Annotated in this window: 14 protein-coding genes; 10 read left to right on the top strand and 4 right to left on the bottom strand. The window is 35.5% G+C overall.

Going from position 1 to position 20412, the window contains the following annotated elements:
• The first annotated feature begins 43 nt into the window (after positions 1-43).
• Positions 44-2743 (top strand): aconitate hydratase AcnA, encoded by a 2700-nt coding sequence (gene acnA / locus LN051_RS06490; protein WP_229291734.1) that lies wholly within the window; start codon positions 44-46, stop codon positions 2741-2743.
• Positions 2744-2938: 195 nt separating this feature from the next.
• Positions 2939-3391, top strand: coding sequence for a 1,4-dihydroxy-2-naphthoyl-CoA hydrolase MenI (gene menI / locus LN051_RS06485; protein ID WP_229293636.1), 453 nt, complete (start codon positions 2939-2941; stop codon positions 3389-3391).
• 236 nt (positions 3392-3627) lie between these two features.
• On the opposite strand, the gene LN051_RS06480 is transcribed toward menI, so the two are convergent.
• Together LN051_RS06480 and plsY are read right to left on the bottom strand one after the other, a co-directional pair.
• Positions 3628-3924, bottom strand: coding sequence for a HesB/YadR/YfhF family protein (locus tag LN051_RS06480; RefSeq protein ID WP_229291733.1), 297 nt, complete (start codon positions 3922-3924; stop codon positions 3628-3630).
• 83 nt (positions 3925-4007) lie between these two features.
• The gene (plsY, locus tag LN051_RS06475; protein WP_229291732.1) at positions 4008-4589 is read right to left on the bottom strand and encodes a glycerol-3-phosphate 1-O-acyltransferase PlsY; all 582 of its coding nucleotides are present in this window, start codon (positions 4587-4589) and stop codon (positions 4008-4010) included.
• A gap of 212 nt (positions 4590-4801) precedes the next feature.
• On the opposite strand from plsY, the gene parE reads away from it, so the two are divergent.
• The 7 genes from parE (at position 4802) to mprF (ending at position 18192) form a co-directional block, all read left to right on the top strand.
• Complete coding sequence (gene parE / locus LN051_RS06470) at positions 4802-6796, top strand: DNA topoisomerase IV subunit B (RefSeq protein WP_229291731.1); 1995 nt, start codon at positions 4802-4804, stop codon at positions 6794-6796.
• Positions 6796-9222, top strand: coding sequence for a DNA topoisomerase IV subunit A (gene parC, locus LN051_RS06465; RefSeq protein WP_229291730.1), 2427 nt, complete (start codon positions 6796-6798; stop codon positions 9220-9222). The genes parE and parC overlap by 1 nt, the downstream gene beginning before the upstream one ends.
• Before the next feature lie 90 nt (positions 9223-9312).
• Positions 9313-10782: a glutamine transporter AlsT gene (gene alsT, locus LN051_RS06460; RefSeq protein ID WP_229291729.1), complete on the top strand. Its 1470-nt coding sequence runs from the start codon at positions 9313-9315 to the stop codon at positions 10780-10782.
• 186 nt (positions 10783-10968) lie between these two features.
• On the top strand, positions 10969-11820 hold the full coding sequence (glcT, locus tag LN051_RS06455) for a glucose PTS transporter transcription antiterminator GlcT (RefSeq protein WP_229291728.1): 852 nt from the start codon (positions 10969-10971) through the stop codon (positions 11818-11820).
• A 106-nt stretch (positions 11821-11926) separates the two neighbouring features.
• A complete protein-coding gene (ptsG, locus tag LN051_RS06450) occupies positions 11927-13960 on the top strand; it encodes a glucose-specific PTS transporter subunit IIBC (protein WP_229291727.1) in 2034 nt (677 codons plus the stop codon).
• Positions 13961-14259: 299 nt separating this feature from the next.
• On the top strand, positions 14260-15483 hold the full coding sequence (locus tag LN051_RS06445) for an AI-2E family transporter (protein ID WP_229291726.1): 1224 nt from the start codon (positions 14260-14262) through the stop codon (positions 15481-15483).
• Positions 15484-15672: 189 nt separating this feature from the next.
• Positions 15673-18192, top strand: a complete 2520-nt coding sequence (gene mprF / locus LN051_RS06440; RefSeq protein ID WP_229291725.1) for a bifunctional lysylphosphatidylglycerol flippase/synthetase MprF — start codon at positions 15673-15675, stop codon at positions 18190-18192.
• A 233-nt stretch (positions 18193-18425) separates the two neighbouring features.
• On the opposite strand, the gene msrA is transcribed toward mprF, so the two are convergent.
• Positions 18426-18944: a peptide-methionine (S)-S-oxide reductase MsrA gene (gene msrA, locus LN051_RS06435; protein ID WP_229291724.1), complete on the bottom strand. Its 519-nt coding sequence runs from the start codon at positions 18942-18944 to the stop codon at positions 18426-18428.
• 143 nt (positions 18945-19087) lie between these two features.
• On the opposite strand from msrA, the gene LN051_RS06430 reads away from it, so the two are divergent.
• Positions 19088-20059 carry an LCP family protein gene (locus LN051_RS06430; RefSeq protein WP_229291723.1) on the top strand — a complete coding sequence of 324 codons (972 nt, stop codon included), beginning with the start codon at positions 19088-19090 and terminating at the stop codon, positions 20057-20059.
• A 65-nt stretch (positions 20060-20124) separates the two neighbouring features.
• Here the strand turns inward: LN051_RS06430 and LN051_RS06425 are convergent, their stop codons facing one another.
• Positions 20125-20313, bottom strand: a complete 189-nt coding sequence (locus tag LN051_RS06425; RefSeq protein ID WP_229291722.1) for a 2-hydroxymuconate tautomerase — start codon at positions 20311-20313, stop codon at positions 20125-20127.
• Between the last annotated feature and the right edge of the window lie 99 nt (positions 20314-20412).

Raw genomic sequence — 20412 nt, 5'->3', positions numbered from 1 at the left:
CAATTAATATGACGGCATATAAAAATATCAGGGGGGATATTCTATGGCTTCAAAATTAAAAGAACAAGCTAAAAAGTCGTTTCAAGTCAATGGTAAAACGTTAACGTATTACGACCTTAAATCATTAGAAGAACAAGGTTTAACAGAAATTAGTCGTTTACCATATTCTATTCGAGTACTTTTAGAGTCTGTATTACGACAAGAAGATGGTTTTGTGATTACAGATGAACATATTAAAGCTTTATCAACATTTGGTAAAGAAAATGAAAAAGGCGAAGTGCCTTTCAAACCATCTCGTGTTATTTTACAAGACTTTACAGGTGTACCAGCAGTTGTAGACTTAGCATCTTTACGTAAAGCAATGGATGACGTAGGTGGAGATTTATCTAAAATCAACCCAGAAGTCCCTGTAGATTTAGTTATCGACCACTCAGTTCAAGTTGATAGCTATGCTAGCCCAGAAGCACTTGAGCGCAATATGAAATTAGAATTTGAACGCAACTACGAACGTTATCAATTTTTAAACTGGGCAACAAAAGCATTCCAAAATTATAATGCGGTACCGCCTGCAACAGGTATCGTGCACCAAGTTAACCTTGAATATTTAGCGAATGTAGTACATGTACGTGAAAATGAAGGCGAGCAAGTGGCTTTCCCAGATACATTAGTAGGTACAGATTCGCATACAACGATGATTAATGGTCTTGGTGTATTAGGTTGGGGTGTTGGTGGTATCGAAGCTGAAGCAGGTATGCTTGGACAGCCTTCATACTTCCCAATTCCTGAAGTTATTGGTGTACGCTTATCGAACGAGCTGCCACAAGGTGCAACTGCGACTGACCTTGCTTTACGTGTAACAGAATTGTTACGTAAAAAAGGTGTGGTAGGTAAATTTGTTGAATTCTTTGGCCCGGGTGTAGAAAAGTTACCATTAGCTGACCGTGCAACGATTGCGAATATGGCACCTGAATACGGTGCAACATGTGGTTTCTTCCCAGTAGATGATGAAACACTTAAATATTTACGTTTAACAGGTCGTTCTGATGAACAAATCGAAACAGTAGATAAGTATTTAAAAGAAAATCATATGTTCTTCGATGCTTCAGCAGAACCAAGCTATACTGACGTTGTGGATTTAGATTTATCAACTGTCGAAGCGTCATTATCAGGTCCTAAACGTCCGCAAGATTTGATTTTCTTAAGCGATATGAAAAAAGCTTTCCAAAAATCTGTAACTGCACCTGCGGGTAACCAAGGTCATGGATTAGATCAAAATGAATTTGATAAAAAAGCGACAATCGAATTTAAAGATGGTCACACTACGGAAATGAAAACAGGTGATATCGCCATTGCTGCGATTACATCTTGTACAAACACATCGAACCCATACGTAATGTTAGGTGCGGGCTTACTAGCTAAAAAAGCGGTTGAAAAAGGCTTAAAAGTACCTGACTTTGTTAAAACATCATTAGCGCCAGGTTCGAAGGTAGTTACAGGCTATTTACGTGATGCAGGTTTACAAGAATATTTAGATCAATTAGGCTTTAACCTTGTTGGTTATGGATGTACAACTTGTATCGGTAACTCAGGTCCATTACTTGAAGAAATTGAGCGCGCAATTGCTCAAGAAGATTTACTCGTAACATCTGTTTTATCTGGTAACCGTAACTTTGAAGGACGTATTCATCCATTAGTTAAAGCCAACTACTTAGCATCACCACCGCTTGTTGTAGCATATGCATTAGCTGGAACAGTAGATATCGACCTTCAAAATGAAGCGCTTGGCCAAGATGAACAAGGTAATGATGTTTATCTTAAAGATATTTGGCCTTCTATTCAAGAAGTTTCAGATACAGTGGATAGCGTAGTAACGCCAGAATTGTTCAAAGAAGAATATAAAGATGTTTATGAAAACAATGAATTATGGAACAAAATTGACACAACAGATCAACCTTTATATGATTTTGAAGCATCATCGACTTACATTCAAAATCCAACATTCTTCCAAGGTTTATCTAAAGAGCCAGGTGAAATTGAACCATTAAATAACTTACGTGTAATGGGTAAATTTGGTGACTCTGTAACGACTGACCACATTTCACCAGCAGGCGCGATTGGTAAAGACACGCCAGCAGGCAAATATTTACTTGATAATGGTGTATCACCAAGAGACTTTAACTCATACGGTTCTCGTCGTGGTAACCACGAAGTAATGGTTCGAGGTACTTTTGCGAATATTCGTATTAAAAACCAACTTGCGCCAGGTACTGAAGGTGGTTATACAACATATTGGCCAACAAAAGAAGTGATGTCTATCTATGACGCTGCTATGAAATACAAAAAAGACGGTACAGGTCTTGTTGTATTAGCAGGAAATGATTATGGTATGGGCTCTTCACGTGACTGGGCTGCCAAAGGAACAAATCTTCTTGGTGTGAAAACGGTAATTGCGCAAAGCTATGAGCGTATTCACCGTTCAAACCTTGTAATGATGGGTGTTCTACCATTACAATTTAAAGAAGGTGACTCCGCAGATGCATTAGGTCTTGATGGCACTGAACATATTTCTGTGGACATTACTGAAGATGTACAGCCAGGACAAGAAGTTAAAGTAACAGCTAAAAAAGAAGATGGACAAGTTGTTGAATTTAATGCGATTGCACGATTCGATTCTAAAGTTGAAATTGAATATTATCGTCATGGTGGTATTTTACAGCTTGTATTGCGTAAAAAATTAGCATAATTATAAGTAGAAATAAATCCTAAAGGGGCGTGTGACATTCAAAGTGTCCACGCCTCTTATTTAATTAAGAATAGACTAGTAGCTTAGAGGTGACTAAATTGAATTGTATTGAAACAATGGCGAGGTCTCTTTTCTGGTTGGGTAGATAATTATGTTAAACTAAAAAGTAACGAACTAAAGAAAGAGGGACAGCGCATGCTTTATGCTTTAACCGAAATTGAATCTAGATATCAAGAAACAGATCAAATGGGTGTCATATATCATGGAAATTATGCAACTTGGTTTGAAGTAGCCCGTACGGACTATATTCGTAAATTAGGGTTAGACTACAGTGAAATGGAAAAGGCAGGTGTAGTGTCTCCTGTTACTGAGTTGAACATCAACTATAAAAAAAGTGTGACATATCCTGAAAAAGTAACGGTTAAAACGTGGGTTTCAAAATTTTCTCGATTACGTTCAAGATATCAATATGAAATATATAATCAACAAGGCGAGATTGTTACGATCGGTTACACAGACAATGTCATTATTACTAAAAACGATCGCAAACCATTGCGACTCGATAAAACTTTTCCAAATTGGTTTAAAGTATATCGTTCTGTAGACGAACAAAATCAAGCTGGGGTTGATCAAGAAGTCACGTTATAAAGACAACAAAGAGATAAACATGGGCAGATTTTGATGAGTGCACGCTTAAGTAACATTCAAGTTCATGGACGAAGATCAAAGCGTTTCCTACAAAATAAACATACAAAAAGAGCTGAGACACAAATACTGTCTTCAGCTCTAAATAGTATATACGTTTAAGTAGGAATAAGCGTTTCTATTTGAAAAAACGCTTGATTAAAGCAATTTATCTTAGATTCGCGTTCCTAAACTTTATTTTATGATTGCGCTTCATACGTAATTTCATCATTTTTAACGTCGATTTTGAGATGGTCATCTTCAAAATACCAAACATCTTTTTCTGCGACAATGACATTTAAACCATCCATTGTCTTTTCATATCCTATTTCGTCAATGTCTTTAATATTTTCAATATTAAAGGCAGGACTAAAGCCTTGTTTTAATTGGAATTCGCCGCCATAACGCACAAAAAAATGGAGCGCTTTCCCTTCTTGAGGTAATTCTAATTCTTTTTTTAACCATTGAATTGCATCGTTTGTTAATTCTAATTGCATTGTTATAACTCCTCTCGTATTTAAGGCTACTTACTTATGGTTATATTTTAAATGGAATATCTTTAAAAATAAATTGATATGGATTACATCCATTTAATTTTAGGTTCTGTTCCTTTTATAATACGTTTAATATTGCTCACATGTCTAAACACAAGAAGTGATGCCACGGCAAAACTAATAAACAACAATATATAGTCATTGATGATGAATGACCCTATCACACAACAAATACCAGCAATGATACTTGAAAGAGATACATATTTTGTTAAATAGAGAATTGTAAAAAATATTGCAATTAAAATTAAACAAAGTATCGGATTAACACCTAGTAAAACTCCTGCACTTGTAGCAACAGCTTTACCGCCACGGAATTTTAAATAAACAGGAAAAACATGACCTAAAATCGCAAAAATACCAATTAAAATTCCATGTATTTCCACATTAAATAGCGGTGGTAGAAATACGACAATAAATCCTTTAAAAATATCAAAAAAAGTAACAGCGAATCCAGCAGGTTTCCCTAATACTCTAAAACTGTTGGTTGCACCTGTGTTTCCGCTTCCGTATTGACGAATATCTTTTTTGAAGAAAATTTTACCAATTAAATAACCGCTTGGAATCGCTCCGATAAGATAACTCACAAGGATTACTAGGAAAATTGACATGCATACTCACATCCTTTTAGTACCTACTACCATTTTACCACATTTTTTAGGAACGTCATGTTTTTTTGTGTTACTAAAAAAGTAATATATCATTTTGAAGGGCTTAAATTGTAGTAGTATTCCAATTGTGACTTGCATTTTAATGCGATTTATATAAGAATAACTATTGTATAGTTCGGTGAACGAACGTATGTTTGTAGGAGGGGAATTGAGTGTCAGCAAAAACGAATCACAATTATTCTGATGATGCAATACAAGTACTCGAAGGTCTTGAAGCTGTACGTAAAAGACCAGGGATGTATATCGGTTCGACAGATAAGCGTGGACTACACCATTTAGTATATGAAGTTGTAGACAATTCTGTCGACGAAATTTTAAATGGTTATGGCGATGAAATTAATGTGACAATCAATCCAGATGAAAGCATTACAGTGTCAGATAATGGGCGCGGTATGCCGACAGGAATGCATCAATCAGGTAAACCTACTGTGGAAGTTATTTTTACTGTGCTTCATGCTGGAGGTAAATTTGGACAAGGTGGTTATAAGACATCTGGAGGATTGCATGGTGTAGGTGCCTCTGTAGTAAACGCTTTGAGTGAGTGGCTTACTGTTCAAATTCATCGTGATGGTAAAATCGTCGAGCAACAATTTAAGCACGGTGGCGTTCCACAAACAAAACTTCTTTCAAAAGGAAAAACGAAACGGACAGGAACGACAGTAACATTTAAACCTGATCCTGAAATATTCAAAAATGCAACATCATTTAACTTTGATACGTTAAGTGAGCGCTTACAAGAATCTGCTTTTCTCCTTCAAGGATTAAAAATAACGTTAGAAGATCGACGTTCGGATAAAGCGCGTAGTGAAGTATATCATTACGAAGAAGGTATTAAAGAGTTTGTAAAGTATGTCAACGAAGGCAAAGAAACGCTTCATGATGTTGCTTTATTCCAAGGACAAGCAAACGAAATCGAAGTAGACGTCTCTTTCCAATACAATGATCAATATTCAGAAAGTATTATGAGCTTTGTTAATAATGTACGTACAAAAGACGGTGGAACACATGAAGTAGGCTTTAAAACGGCTATGACACGCGTGTTTAATGATTATGCACGTCGCATAGGTGATTTAAAAGCTAAAGATAAAAACCTCGAAGGTAATGATATTCGTGAAGGTTTAACAGCGATTATTTCTGTGCGCATTCCTGAACATTTACTTCAATTTGAAGGCCAAACGAAATCTAAATTAGGGACACCTGAAGCTAGAAGTGCAGTTGATGCAGTCGTTTCAGAAAAACTACCGTACTATTTAGAAGAAAAAGGACAACTGTCGAAAACGTTAGTTAAAAAAGCAATAAAAGCGCAACAAGCGAGAGAAGCAGCACGAAAAGCACGTGAAGATGCGCGTTCAGGTAAAAAAAATAAGCGTAAAGACACACTTTTATCTGGTAAATTAACGCCAGCACAAAGTAAAAATACAGATAAAAATGAACTCTATCTGGTCGAAGGAGATTCTGCAGGTGGTTCTGCGAAACTCGGGCGTGATCGTAAATTCCAAGCGATTTTACCTTTACGAGGCAAAGTGATTAACACCGAAAAAGCCAAACTTGAAGATATTTTCAAAAATGAAGAAATTAATACCATTATTCATACGATTGGTGCAGGTGTCGGCAATGATTTTAATTTAGAAGATAGTAATTATAATCGTGTCATTATTATGACTGATGCAGATACAGATGGCGCACATATCCAAGTGCTCTTGTTAACATTCTTCTTTAAATATATGCGTCCATTAGTGGCAGCAGGCCGTGTTTTCATTGCGTTACCACCATTATATAAATTGGAAAAAGGTAAAAATAAAAACAAAAAAATTGCATATGCTTGGACAGACGAAGAACTTGAAAGCTTGCAAAAAGAATTCGGCAAAGGATTTATTTTGCAGCGTTACAAAGGTTTAGGTGAAATGAACCCTGATCAACTTTGGGAAACGACGATGAATCCTGAAACACGAACGTTAATTCGTGTTCAAATTGAAGATGAAGTACGATCATCTAAACGTGTTTCTACATTGATGGGAGATAAAGTTGCACCACGTCGAGAGTGGATTGAACGCCACGTTCAATTTGGTATGCAAGAAGACCAAAGTATATTAGAAAATGACGAAGTACAAATTTTAAATGACGAAGCGGAAGAGGGGAATGCATAATGGCTGAAATTATCCAAAGTTTGCCACTAGAAGATGTCATTGGTGACCGATTTGGGCGTTACAGTAAATACATTATACAAGAACGTGCATTACCTGATGTACGTGATGGTTTGAAACCTGTTCAACGCCGTATTTTGTACGCGATGTATTCCAGTGGTAATACGTATGAGAAAAATTTCCGTAAGAGTGCGAAAACTGTCGGTGACGTGATTGGACAGTTTCATCCTCACGGTGATACATCCGTTTATGATGCGATGGTACGTTTGAGTCAAGATTGGAAATTAAGACATGTATTAGTTGAAATGCACGGTAATAACGGGAGTATCGACAATGATCCACCCGCTGCAATGCGTTATACAGAAGCTAAGTTAAGCTTACTTTCGGATCAATTATTACGTGATATTAATAAAGAAACTGTAGATTTTGTACCAAACTATGACGATACAGAAATGGAACCTATGGTCCTTCCTGCCCGTTTTCCAAACTTACTCGTCAATGGCTCTACGGGGATTTCAGCGGGTTATGCGACCGATATTCCACCACATAATTTAGCGGAAGTCATTTCTGCGACTTTAAAATACATTGATAACCCTGATATCACGGTCAATCAATTAATGAAAAATATAAAAGGACCTGATTTTCCTACGGGCGGTATTATTCAAGGTATTGAGGGAATTAAAAAAGCATACGAAACAGGTAAAGGCAAAATTATTATTCGTTCAAAAACAGAAATGGAAACTTTGCGTAACGGACGTTCTCAAATTATAGTGACTGAAATTCCTTACGAGGTAAATAAAAGTAATCTCGTTAAAAAGATTGATGAGTTACGTGCGGACAAAAAAGTAGAAGGTATCGTTGAAGTTCGTGATGAAACAGACCGAAGTGGCTTGCGCATGGCAATTGAACTTAAAAAAGATGTCAATGCGAATGCGATATTAAATTTCTTATATAAAAATACGGATTTACAAGTTGCATATAATTTCAATATGGTCGCAATCAGTGATGGACGACCAAAATTGATGGGCATTAAGCCGATGATTGATAGCTATTTAAATCATCAAATTGAAGTTGTTACACGACGTACGCAGCATGATTTAAGTCATGCTGAAGCGAGAATGCATATTGTAGAAGGTTTGATTAAAACGCTTTCGATACTTGATGAAGTTATTGCAATCATTCGTAATTCTAAAAATAAGAGTGATGCTAAAAATAATCTTGTATCAGAGTTTGATTTTACAAAAGAACAAGCTGAAGCTATTGTGATGCTCCAATTGTATCGTCTTACTAATACGGATATTGTGGCGTTACAAGATGAACATAAAGACCTAGAAACACTTATTGCAAAATTAAAGCATATTCTTGATGACCATGAAGCGTTACTTGATGTCATTAAAAATGAACTAAATGACATCAAAGCACAATTTAAATCGCCACGTCGCTCTGTCATTGAAGCTGAGATAGCTGAAATTAAAATTGATAAAGAAGTTATCGTGCCAAGTGAAACGGTAATGATGAGTGTGACACATGAAGGTTATATTAAAAGAACATCTTTACGTAGCTTTAATGCCAGTGGTAAAGAAGAAATTGGTATTAAAGACAAAGATACTGTTTTAACAGTGCAAGAAGTGAATACTCAAGATACTGCTCTAGTATTTACTAATAAAGGACGCTATTTGCTTATTGCAGTGCATAAATTACCAGATATTAAATGGAAAGATTTAGGTAAACATGTTTCGCAAATTGTTCCAATAGATGAAGATGAAGCGATTGTTCAAGCATTTGTCGTTTCAAACTTTACTGACGATGAAGCGATTGTAACAGCGACGCGACAAGGTATGATTAAGAAAAGTTTACTTTCTGGATTTAAATCATCTCGTACATCAAAACCACTTGTTGCGGCTAAAGTGAAAGCGGGAGACGAAATTATCTCTGTTATGAAAGTGAACGCGAAAAATGATTTGCAACTTATAACACTTTTGACACATAAAGGTATGTCGCTTACATATCCATTGTCAGAATTGCCAGAGACAGGATTACGTGCAGCAGGCGTAAAGGCGATTAATCTTAAAGAAGCTGACACAGTAGTGTTAGCAGATACCGTTGACGATGAAGATACCATTTTAATTGCCACGCAACGCGGTGCCTTGAAACGTGTTCGAGCGACGTTACTTCAGTCTGCTAAACGTGCGCAACGTGGTATGACATTACTTAAAGAATTAAAGAAAAATCCACACCGGGTCGTAGCAGCAAAAGTGTGTCGACCAGAACATCAAACGTTTATATTACGCTCAAACAATGAACAATATGAAGGAAGCATTGAAGACATCCACTTATCAGAACAATATACAAATGGCAGTTTTATAGTTGATATTACAACTTTTGGCGAGATTAAACATCTTGAAATCAATATGCTTTTTAAAAATTGATAGTCACTCGTCGTTAACAATGGTAGAATGAAACTAGTTGTTTTTAAAATTGAGTATATTTGAAAATTTGATAAGTAAAGAGGGATTAAAGTGAAAGATTTTGATAATTTAATTCCGGGTTGGTTCAAAACAATAGTGACTGAAGGTAATGACTTAATTTGGTCCCAATATTTAATTGGGCTATTGCTTACTGCTGGTCTATTTTTCTCGATTAGCTCTAAGTTTGTACAAATTAGGTGGATGCCTGAGATGTTCAGAGCCTTAACGGAGAAACCAGAAACTTTAGATTCTGGTGAAAAGGGGATTTCTCCTTTCCAAGCTTTTGCGATTAGCGCGGGTTCACGTGTTGGTACAGGTAACATCGCAGGAGTTGCAACTGCCATCGTTTTAGGTGGCCCTGGTGCGGTATTTTGGATGTGGATTATTGCAATTATTGGTGCAGCAAGTGCATTTATAGAAGCGACATTAGCACAAGTATATAAAGTTCCAGATAAAGAAGGCGGCTTTAGAGGAGGCCCGGCGTATTATATCACGAAAGGTTTAAATCAAAAATGGTTAGGAATTGTTTTTGCTGTTTTAATTACGATTACCTTTGCGTTTGTTTTTAATACAGTTCAATCAAACACAATTGCTGAATCACTTAACACACAGTATAATATCAATCCAGTTATTACTGGGATTGTGTTAGCTGTTATTACAGCAATCATTATTTTTGGTGGTGTACGTAGCATTGCGACTTTATCATCATTTATTGTTCCTATAATGGCGATCATTTATATATTAATAGTGTTGTTTATTTTAGTCACACATATCGATCAAATCGTCCCAATGATTTTAACAATCATTAAAAGTGCTTTTGGCTTTGAACAAGCTACAGGTGGTGCTGTTGGTTTTGCTATTTTACAAGGTGTGAAACGTGGTTTGTTCTCAAACGAAGCTGGTATGGGTTCTGCACCTAATGCTGCTGCGACAGCGGCTGTAACGCACCCAGTAAAGCAAGGATTGATTCAATCTTTAGGTGTATTCTTTGATACGTTATTAGTGTGTACAGCAACGGCGATTATGATTTTATTATATTCAGGCTTAGAATTTGGTGAAGGTGCTGCACAAGGTGTAGCTGTAACGCAATCAGCACTTAATGAACATTTAGGATTTGCTGGTGGACTTTTCCTTTCTATTGCAATTACACTATTTGCATTTTCGTCAGTAGTAGGAAACTATTACTATGGTCAATCAAATATTGAGTTTCTATCTAAAAATAAAATCGTATTATTTATTTTCCGTTGTTTAGTTGTTTTATTAGTGTTCCTTGGTGCTGTTGTTAAAACCGAAACCGTCTGGAGCACAGCTGACTTATTTATGGGCTTAATGGCTATTGTAAACTTAGTAGCAATTATCGGCTTATCTAATGTAGCCTTTGCTGTGGCGAAAGATTACCAACGTCAACGTAAAGAAGGAAAACGACCGATTTTCAGACCAGAAGAATTAGAAATTAATTTGTTTGGTATTGAATGTTGGGGCGATCCACAAAAACGTTTAAAACAATATGATAAATTTTAACATTTCAAGAGAGATTTGCTGATTGACTTTATCAGTAAATCTCTTTTTTAACGTTTAGAACAATTGTAATGCCGCCATCGATGAGAATATGATATATACGTGATGCATTTTTAGGTTAAAAATGAAGCTTTATTTATCTTTGAATTCCATATATAATCGTTATTAAGTAGTAGAGGAGATAAAATTATGCCGTCATATTTAATAAAAAAAGTCCTCAACAATAACGTCCTGATTTGTGAACATCATAATGAAGAAATGATTATAATTGGCAAAGGGCTCGGTTTTAACCAAAAAGCGGGTACATACATCCAACCTGATAATGTTATTGAAAAGGTCTTTACTTTACAAAACAAACAAGAGCAAGCACATTACAAAAAAGTCATTGAGCATACGGACGAAAATGTTTTAAAAGTGGTCATCGAATCTGTACAACTTATCATGTCTCATTTTGATTTGAGTCAAAATGAATCTTTTATCGTATCAATTACAGATCACATTGTGTATGCGTTAAAACGTCATCAACAAGAGCAACATATTCATAATCCGTTTTTAAGTGAGACGAAGTATAGTTATCCCGAAGCCTATCATATTGCTAAGCGCGTTGTCGCACGAATTAATTTACAGTTGAATGTTGATTTTCCGGAAGATGAAGTTGGCTTTATTGCGCTTCATATTGCTTCTCAAACGAACCAAATTGATATCGAGCAAACGCAACAAGTGCCTAGATTGATTAATAAAGTAGTACGCATTATCGAACATGATTTACAAATCAAAATACCTGAGCAATCCATACAATACCAACGATTTGTAAGGCACATTCACTTTTTATTGCAACGGGTGCGTAAAGGAGAACGTGCAGAAGTTGAATTAGATTTCGAAACGTTATTGAAATCACAATATCCTTTATGCTACAATGTAGCTGTTAAAATAGTAAAAATGATTCAGACACAAAGTAGTGTGGAAGTGTACCAGGCTGAAATTGCATATTTAACGATGCATATTCAGCAACTTTCGACTATTTCCCAATCTAATATATAACGTGTTACTAAGTGGGATTAGGCATGAGTTGAAATCTATGGATGATATCCGTAGGTTCTTACTCATGCCTTTTTGTGTGTGATTCATAAAAATTGGAGGTATTACAGTGGGAAAAAAACTATTTGGACAGTTGCAACGTATAGGTAAAGCGTTAATGTTACCTGTTGCGATTTTACCAGCTGCAGGTTTGCTTCTAGCGTTCGGTGCGGCTTTACAAGGGGAGGCGTTACAACAGTATCTTCCGTTTATTCAAAATCCAGGTATACAGAGTGTTGCAGAGATGATGACAGGGGCAGGTAGTGTTATTTTTGATAACTTGCCGATTATTTTTGCAATGGGGGTTGCAATTGGACTGGCAAGCGGGGATGGTGTAGCTGCCATAGCGGCTTTTGTAGGTTTTGTCATTATGAATAAAACGATGGGTGCCTTTTTACATGTTACACCTGAAATGGCGAGTCATGCAGAAAAAGGTTATGCTAGCGTACTTGGAATTCCAACATTACAAACAGGTGTGTTTGGCGGTATTATTATCGGTGCATTAGCAGCATGGTGTTATAACAAATTCTATAATATTTCATTACCAACTTACTTAGGGTTCTTTGCAGGTAAACGATTTGTTCCTATTATGATGGCGACATTATCATTTCTTCTTGCTTTTCCTATGGCTTTAATTTGGCCAACAATTCAAACTGCTTTGAACGCTTTTAGTGAAGGATTATTAGACTCTAACGCAGGGTTAGCTGTATTTTTATTTGGTTTTATTAAACGTTTATTAATTCCTTTTGGTTTACATCATATTTTCCATGCACCATTTTGGTTTGAATTTGGTTCATATACGAATGCAGCAGGTGAGATTTTTAAAGGGGACCAACGTATTTTCCTAGAGCAAATTCGTGAAGGTTCAAATTTAACAGCAGGTAAATTCATGCAAGGGGAATTCCCAGTGATGATGTTTGGTTTGCCAGCAGCAGCATTAGCGATTTATCATACTGCGAAACCAGAAAACAAAAAAGTAGTTGCGGGGTTAATGGGTTCAGCAGCGTTAACGTCTTTCTTGACAGGTATTACTGAACCGTTAGAATTCTCATTCTTATTCGTAGCACCATTATTATTCTTTATTCATGCGATTCTTGATGGTTTATCATTCTTAATTTTATACTTACTTGATGTACATTTAGGTTATACCTTCTCTGGAGGCTTTATAGATTACGTACTACTCGGTATTTTACCTAACCAAACTGCTTGGTGGATCGTTATTCCAGTAGGTTTAGTATATGGTGTAATCTACTATACAATTTTCCGCTTCTTAATTACAAAATTGAATTATAAAACGCCAGGTCGTGAAGATAAGAAAACAGATGCGGCGTCTGTTGAAGCGAGTGAATTACCATACGCCGTTCTAGAATCTATGGGTGGTAAAGAAAATATTGTGCATTTAGATGCTTGTATTACACGTTTACGTGTTGAAGTTGTAGATAAAGGCAAAGTTGATGTTGCGCGTTTGAAAGATTTAGGAGCTTCAGGTGTATTAGAAGTGGGTAACAATATGCAAGCGATTTTCGGACCAAAATCTGATCAAATCAAGCATGAAATGCAGCATGTTATGGACGGTAAAGCAGTTCAACCGGTGTCGCTTAATGATCACGATGATGAACCTGTTGTAGTAGAAACAAACAATGAGGCAACAAAGGCTGAAAATACGTTAGTCGCTGCACCACTTGAAGGATCATTCGTTCCACTATCTGAAGTGCCTGACCAAGTGTTTAGTGAAAAAATGATGGGTGATGGTATTGCAATTAAGCCGTCTAAAGGCGAAGTACGTGCACCATTTAATGGTAAAGTACAAATGTTCTTCCCAACTAAACATGCGATTGGTTTAGTTTCTGATGAGGGTGTTGAATTATTAATTCACGTTGGTTTAGATACAGTAAAATTAAATGGTGAAGGTTTTACAATGCAAGTTGAAGAAGGTCAAACGATTCAAACAGGTGATGTATTACTCACATTTGATTTAGAATATATTCGTGAAAATGCGAAAAGTGATATTACACCAATCATTTTAACGCAAGGTGAGATTAAAGAAATCGTTGCTGAAGAAGCACAAACTTTACAATTTGGTGATACGTTATTTAAAGTTTAATTAGCGATGAAAGTGTCTATGTACATGGATAAACCATGTGCTTAGGCGCTTTTTTGTTGGGTGAATTGAATCATACAAATGGGGTCGTTATAAAATGAGATCCATATAAGATAGCGGACATCTTTAGATTATGGGTTATTTAGAGAGCTTTATTGGATTGAACGATGAAATTAATTTTATTTCTATCTCGTTTACAATTCTAAGATAAAATTAAAGTTCCATGAGAGCGTTATACGTTTTAATTTATTCAAAAAAACGATACACTATAATTAATTTAAGTAAAGTAAGGTGAGAGATATATGTCTGAACAAAAGCAAACTCAAGGCATTGAACGTAAAAACCTTGATTTTCGTGAAAGTCGATTTATGAAATTTTTTGGCGGTAAAGATTTACTCTTCGCTTTAATGATATTCATACTGTTAGGTATTGTAATATTCATTTTTGATAAAGTTTCTTATGTGTTTCAACCGTTTATCATTGTATTTAATACGGTTGCTGCCCCAATTATTATTGGACTAATTTTATTTTATTTGTTTAATCCAATCATTAATTTGATGGAACGGTATAATATTAAACGTATTTGGGGGATTACGATTTTATTTGTAGGTATTGCAGGGATTATAACATTAATTGTTAATTTATTAATTCCTCTTGTATCCATCCAACTGGATCGTTTAATTACAAATGCGCCGGTGTATATTCAAAAAGTAACTGATTTTGCAAACCGTATCATACATTTTCCGTTTTTAGAAAAGTATTCTACACAAATTGAAAGTACGTTAACAACGTTGCAAGAACGCCTTCCAAAAATATCCGATAATATTGCGCCTAGAATTCGCACATTTGCTGAAACGCTCGTTAATGCAACAGTTGTATTGATTACAGTGCCATTTGTATTATTCTTTATGCTTAAAGATGGGCATAGATTTAAAGGATTTATTAATAAAGTTACGCCTCCTAAATTTCGCAAAGATGTTCACGATTTGCTAGATAAAATGAGTCATCAAGTTGGTTCCTATATTCAAGGACAAATTATCGTTTCTTTCTGTATAGGAGTATTGCTATTTATTGGCTATTCCATCATCGGTTTAGATTACGCACTAGTACTTGCTAGTATTGCAGCAGTGACAAGTGTAGTGCCTTATTTAGGACCTACTATAGCGATTTCACCAGCTATCATAATTTCTATTATTACTTCGCCATTTATGTTAATCAAATTGATTATCGTTTGGACAGCAGTACAATTTATAGAAGGACATTTTATATCTCCCAATGTAATGGGTAAAACATTAAAAATTCATCCACTCACTATCATTTTCGTATTATTAAGTGCTGGTAATTTACTTGGGGTTGTTGGTGTTATATTAGGTATTCCAGCTTATGCAATATTGAAAGTACTTGTGTCGCACCTCTTCCTACTTTTTAAACGTCGTTACAATAAATATTATGCAGAAGATGCTGGTAAATATGAAATGCCTGAAGAAACGTATACGATTTCTAAATCAGAGAAACAATCTTCTTAAAATGTGACTTGACTTTAAAAATTTTGTAGAAGGCAATGAATATCATATGATGTTTTGTACGAGACTTGCAATTTCATATGATATTCATGTAGCATTATATGCTCAATCATACGTTTATGACGATAGGAACACAATGATGGATAACATTTCAACCCTTGAGCATATCATCATTCAGAAAGGTAGTGTCGTATGTCTTTAAATAAAAATATAGTAAGATATTTAAAAGTTGCTTTTGTCGTGATATTAATGATTATCGTGACGAAAGTTTTGATTAATGAACTCTCAAATGTGGACTTTAAAAAAACATTTGTTCTTCTTAATCATATCAATCGAATTGAATTATTAGGATTATTCGCGCTTGGTGCATTTGCGTTACTCCTACTTTCACTTTTTGATTGGATATTAGTAGCGCGTTTTAAACTACCTGTATCTAAATTCAAAGCGTTACGCGTTGGGTATATTGTCAATGCTTTTAACAACATTATTGGTTTTGGTGGTTTTATTGGTGCTGGAGTGAGACTTTGGTTTTACAGCAATTATTCAAGTGAAAAAAAGAAACTCATTAAGTTTATTTCATACATGTTAACGTCTATGCTCACAGGGTTAAGCTTTTTATCCTTATTAATCGTTACGCACGTATTAGATGCGAGCTTTTTAGAAAATGCAAGTGTTTGGGTAAAAACGTTGCTATATATTGTAGCATTACTTCTACCTGCTTTTATTATCGTTTCTTTAATATCGCCAATTGATCAAAAAGCGCGTTGGCTAGGTTCTGTTTTTACTGTAATTTCAAGTGTAGAATGGATTTGTGCCAGTGTCGTACTTTATTTTTCTTTACATATGGTAGGTGCTAACACACCCTTCCCTGTAGTGTTGAGTATCTTTATCGTCGCTGCGATTTCAGGTTTAGCTTCTTTTATCCCTGGTGGTCTGGGTGCATTCGATGTCATAGTGATTTTAGGCCTCAAATATATCGGTATTCCTGAAGAAAAAATTATTTTAGCGTTATTAGTATATCGTTTTGCTTATTATTTCTTCCCATTATTTATCGCACTTATTATGACGATATTTGAATTTGGTCCACTTGCTAAAAGCTACATTTCAGATTCGCGTTTTTTTGTACCAGCAAAAGATGTTACAGGATTCCTATTATCGTTTCAAAAAGACTTTATCAATACGTTTCCATCTTTCATATTAAGTGTGTTGGTGGGTGTCACAAGTATTGTATTCTTGTTAGCTAACTTCTTTATTATTTTTGATATATCTCACCTTAAGCATCATACATTAATTGCTATTTTATATGTTTTTAATGTAAGTGCGAGTTTAATTTTAATTTTAAACTTACGTGGAATTGTCGATCGAAGTAAGCGAGCAATACTTTTCGTTATTGTCGCATTATGTATCCTCATTATTTCTAATTTTTACGTTTATGGTCTGTCAATAGGGCTTATAATAGCGATTTTGATTTTAGTCCCTTTAGTTTTCGCGTATCTCAAATCACATGTATTAAAACGTGCGATACGGCTCAAGTCTATCATTTACATTGTAGTCATCAGTGCAACCATTTTATATATAAATCAAAGTCTTGTGAAGGAATTTTTAATAGCTATTGAAGCGCCTCCGCAAAAAGTAGATGATTTTATTTTGCGCTCTACGTTCTGGTTATCAATTATTGGAATGTCAATGATAGTAGGCGGTATCATTTATATATTTGAACGTCGTTATCGTATGCCTCGAGAAAGTGTAGACTTAGAGGTAGGTCAAAAAATATTGGCGCAATACGGTGGGCATTATTTAAGTCATTTGTTATTTAGCGGTGACAAAAATACGTTTGTAAATGAACAACAAGATGCTTTTATTATGTATCGTTACTACCGTAATTCTTATATTGTGTTAGGTGATCCAATTGGTAATGAAGAGCACTTTGCAGAACTTTTAGAAAAATTTTATAATCACACGACTTATTTAGGAGGAGAAGTGATTTTTTACCAAGTTTCAGAGAAGTATCTTTCTTTATACCATGCTTTCGGAAACCAATTCTTTAAATTAGGTGAAGAAGCACTTATTGATGGTCAAGCTTTTACAACTGCGGGTAAAAAACGTCGCGGTTTCCGTGCAACTCTCAATAAAGTAGAATCGATGGGTTATACGTTTGAAATGTTGGAGTCACCAGTTGATGAAACCACTTTTAAACGCTTGAAAGAAGTGAGTGAGGGTTGGCTTGGCGAAGAGAAAGAGTTTTATTTTTCAATTGGACATTTTTCTCGTGCTTATCTTGATGCAGCGCCTATCGCGGTCTTGAAGAATGAAGAAGGGCGTATAGATGCATTTTGTACACTAATGCCGATAGATGGAGAAAAAGCAATCTCTGTTGATTTAATTCGTTGGGATAAATCCATTGACATTCCATTTATGGACGCTTTATATTTACACATGCTTCAATGGTCAAAAGATGCAGGCTATGCGTACTTTAATATGGGGATGGCAACATTATCTAATGTTGGTCAAATGCCACATGGTCATATGCGAGAAAAATTTGCAGGACGCTTATATGAGCATTTTAATGGGCTCTACAGTTTCCAAGGATTACGCAAATATAAGAGTAAATTCAATCCTGATTGGGAATCACGCTTCTTAGTTTATCATCGCCGCCAAAACGTCTGGCAAAGCCTAATTAAGGTGACACGTGTTATTCGAAAAAACATATAAATAAAGTAGTAATACGTACAAACGGGGTAAGCACTGGAAAAGGTGCTTACCCCGTATTTTGTATGCTGATTTTAGAAAGTTGTAAAACACTGTTAGGAGATAAGTTATAAAAAAAGCCTACTCAAGGAGACCGATAAACATTGGCTCAAAAGCAGGCGTTTTAATAGGAGGAGTGTGATGATATGCGAAATGTGTGTGATTTAAATTTTTATAGCTATTGTCACGTCCGATGTTTAATGATGAGAACGATTGGCTTGATAGTTTGCGCGATCGATCTTTTCTTGTTGGTAGCGTTCAGGATTTTTTTTGTAAAAGTCTTGATGATACGCTTCAGCTTCGTAAAATTCAGAAGCTGGTAAAATTTTAGTTGCGATGGCTTTATCATGGTTGAGCGTATGTTTAAGTGACTCAATATATGCTTCTGCGAGCGTCTTTTGATCTTCATTTGTATAAAAAATAGCCGTTTGATATTGTGAACCTCTATCTTGAAATTGGCCGCCGGCATCAGTTGGATCAATGACTGAAAAGAAAATTTCTAACAATTTATTATATGAAAAAAGCGCTACATCATATTCAATACGGACGACTTCATAATGTCCAGTGTCTCCGGTTTTAACTTCTTCATATGTGGGATGCTTTGTATGGCCTCCCATATACCCTGAAATAACTTTTTCAATCCCTTCGTTTTCGTCAAAAGGTTGAACCATACACCAAAAGCAACCCCCAGCAAAATAAGCAGTATTGATATTCATGTTGTCACCCTTCCCCCAATTATTTTAGACCTTAGTAGGATTTTTAAAGTTTTTACTTGATTTTTAAAATAATTTTATATAACGTTAATATGTATTAATTATAGTACAGACTATCCCAATTTTGAAGGTATAAGGTTGATAAGATGAGTGAAAATAAATTTGAAAATAGAAATCCCAAACAGCCCCAAAAACGTGTCAAACGCCGTAAAAAACGACGTATTCGTAAGCTTCCGTTTATCATTTTAGCAGTCATCCTGTTGTTAATTGTAGCGATTGCATTCACTATTTCGAGTTATCGTTCGGGTCTTGATGTTGCAAAACAACATAAGCAAGCACCCAAATTACATAAATTTAATGGGGTCTCGAAAAACGATGGTAAAGCCACAGTTTTGATTTTAGGTTCTGACCGTGAAGATGGTGGTGTATCTCGTACAGACTCTATTATGGTGGCACAGTATGATTTTCTGCATAAAGATATGAAAATTGTATCTGTAATGCGTGATATTTATGCAGATATCCCTGGATACAATCGTTATAAAATCAATACGGCATATTCACTCGGAGGGCCTGAACTTTTACGTAAAACCCTTAAAGAGAATTTAGGTATCGAACCGGAATATTATGCAACATTAGATTTTAAAGGTTTTGAAGCGATGATAGATGAATTGAGTCCTGAAGGTGTTTCGATTGATGTTGAAAAAGATATGTCAGCCAAAATTGGTGTTTCATTGAAAAAAGGACAGCATCGTTTAAACGGCAAAGAGTTATTAGGTTACGCGCGTTTTCGTCATGATGAAGAAGGTGATTTTGGACGCGTAAGACGTCAGCAACAAGTAATGAGTGCATTAAAACAAGAATTGGTGCAACCTTCCACAATTTTCAAACTGCCGAAACTTGCAGGTATTATGCGTGGTTATGTCGCAACAGATATGCCTGATTCTGCAATTTATCAAACAGGTATCAGTTTTATTGTACGTGGGGATAAAGATATTAAAACATTAAGTGTGCCGGTCAAAGGAACGTATGAAGACGTGACAACCAATGACGGCGGTAGCGCACTTGGTATTGATAAAGAAGCAAATAAAAAACAAATCGAACGTTTTTTAAATGATTAATTTGAAAAAGGTCAAGAGGGCTTTAAAATAGCCGTCTTGACCTTTTTGTTTAATTATACTAAGTATTAAGATTGATCGGATTTGCGCACTCCACCGACACCGAAGTGTTGCGGTTTCATTTCTTCAATGATTACCGAAATGGCTTCACGATTGGCATGCGTTGTCTTTTCAACAGCATCTGTCACTTCAGCTACTAATGCTTTTAATTGTGCATCAGAACGACCTTCTATTAGTTGAACTGTAACGATTGGCATGTTATCGCCTCCTTTTAAATTATTATAGCACTTTCTCTGTAACTTACTTGAATCAGCTGTTGTGATTTTTATTTTTTATGTATGAGTTGCAAAATGAAA

This window comes from Staphylococcus ratti (assembly GCF_020883535.1).
Lineage (GTDB): Bacteria > Bacillota > Bacilli > Staphylococcales > Staphylococcaceae > Staphylococcus > Staphylococcus ratti.
This window is presented reverse-complemented; position numbering and strand designations above follow the sequence as displayed.

Bases quoted from the DNA above. Each gene is read 5' to 3' on its own strand.
- LN051_RS06480 (WP_229291733.1), bottom strand. From the start codon at position 3,924: ATGCAATTAGAATTAACAAACGATGCAATTCAATGGTTAAAAAAAGAA.
- parC (WP_229291730.1), top strand. From the start codon at position 6,796: ATGGCTGAAATTATCCAAAGTTTGCCACTAGAAGATGTCATTGGTGAC.
- msrA (WP_229291724.1), bottom strand. From the start codon at position 18,944: ATGAATATCAATACTGCTTATTTTGCTGGGGGTTGCTTTTGGTGTATG.
- menI (WP_229293636.1), top strand. From the start codon at position 2,939: ATGCTTTATGCTTTAACCGAAATTGAATCTAGATATCAAGAAACAGAT.
- mprF (WP_229291725.1), top strand. From the start codon at position 15,673: ATGTCTTTAAATAAAAATATAGTAAGATATTTAAAAGTTGCTTTTGTC.
- glcT (WP_229291728.1), top strand. From the start codon at position 10,969: ATGCCGTCATATTTAATAAAAAAAGTCCTCAACAATAACGTCCTGATT.
- plsY (WP_229291732.1), bottom strand. From the start codon at position 4,589: ATGTCAATTTTCCTAGTAATCCTTGTGAGTTATCTTATCGGAGCGATT.
- LN051_RS06445 (WP_229291726.1), top strand. From the start codon at position 14,260: ATGTCTGAACAAAAGCAAACTCAAGGCATTGAACGTAAAAACCTTGAT.
- LN051_RS06430 (WP_229291723.1), top strand. From the start codon at position 19,088: ATGAGTGAAAATAAATTTGAAAATAGAAATCCCAAACAGCCCCAAAAA.
- acnA (WP_229291734.1), top strand. From the start codon at position 44: ATGGCTTCAAAATTAAAAGAACAAGCTAAAAAGTCGTTTCAAGTCAAT.
- LN051_RS06425 (WP_229291722.1), bottom strand. From the start codon at position 20,313: ATGCCAATCGTTACAGTTCAACTAATAGAAGGTCGTTCTGATGCACAA.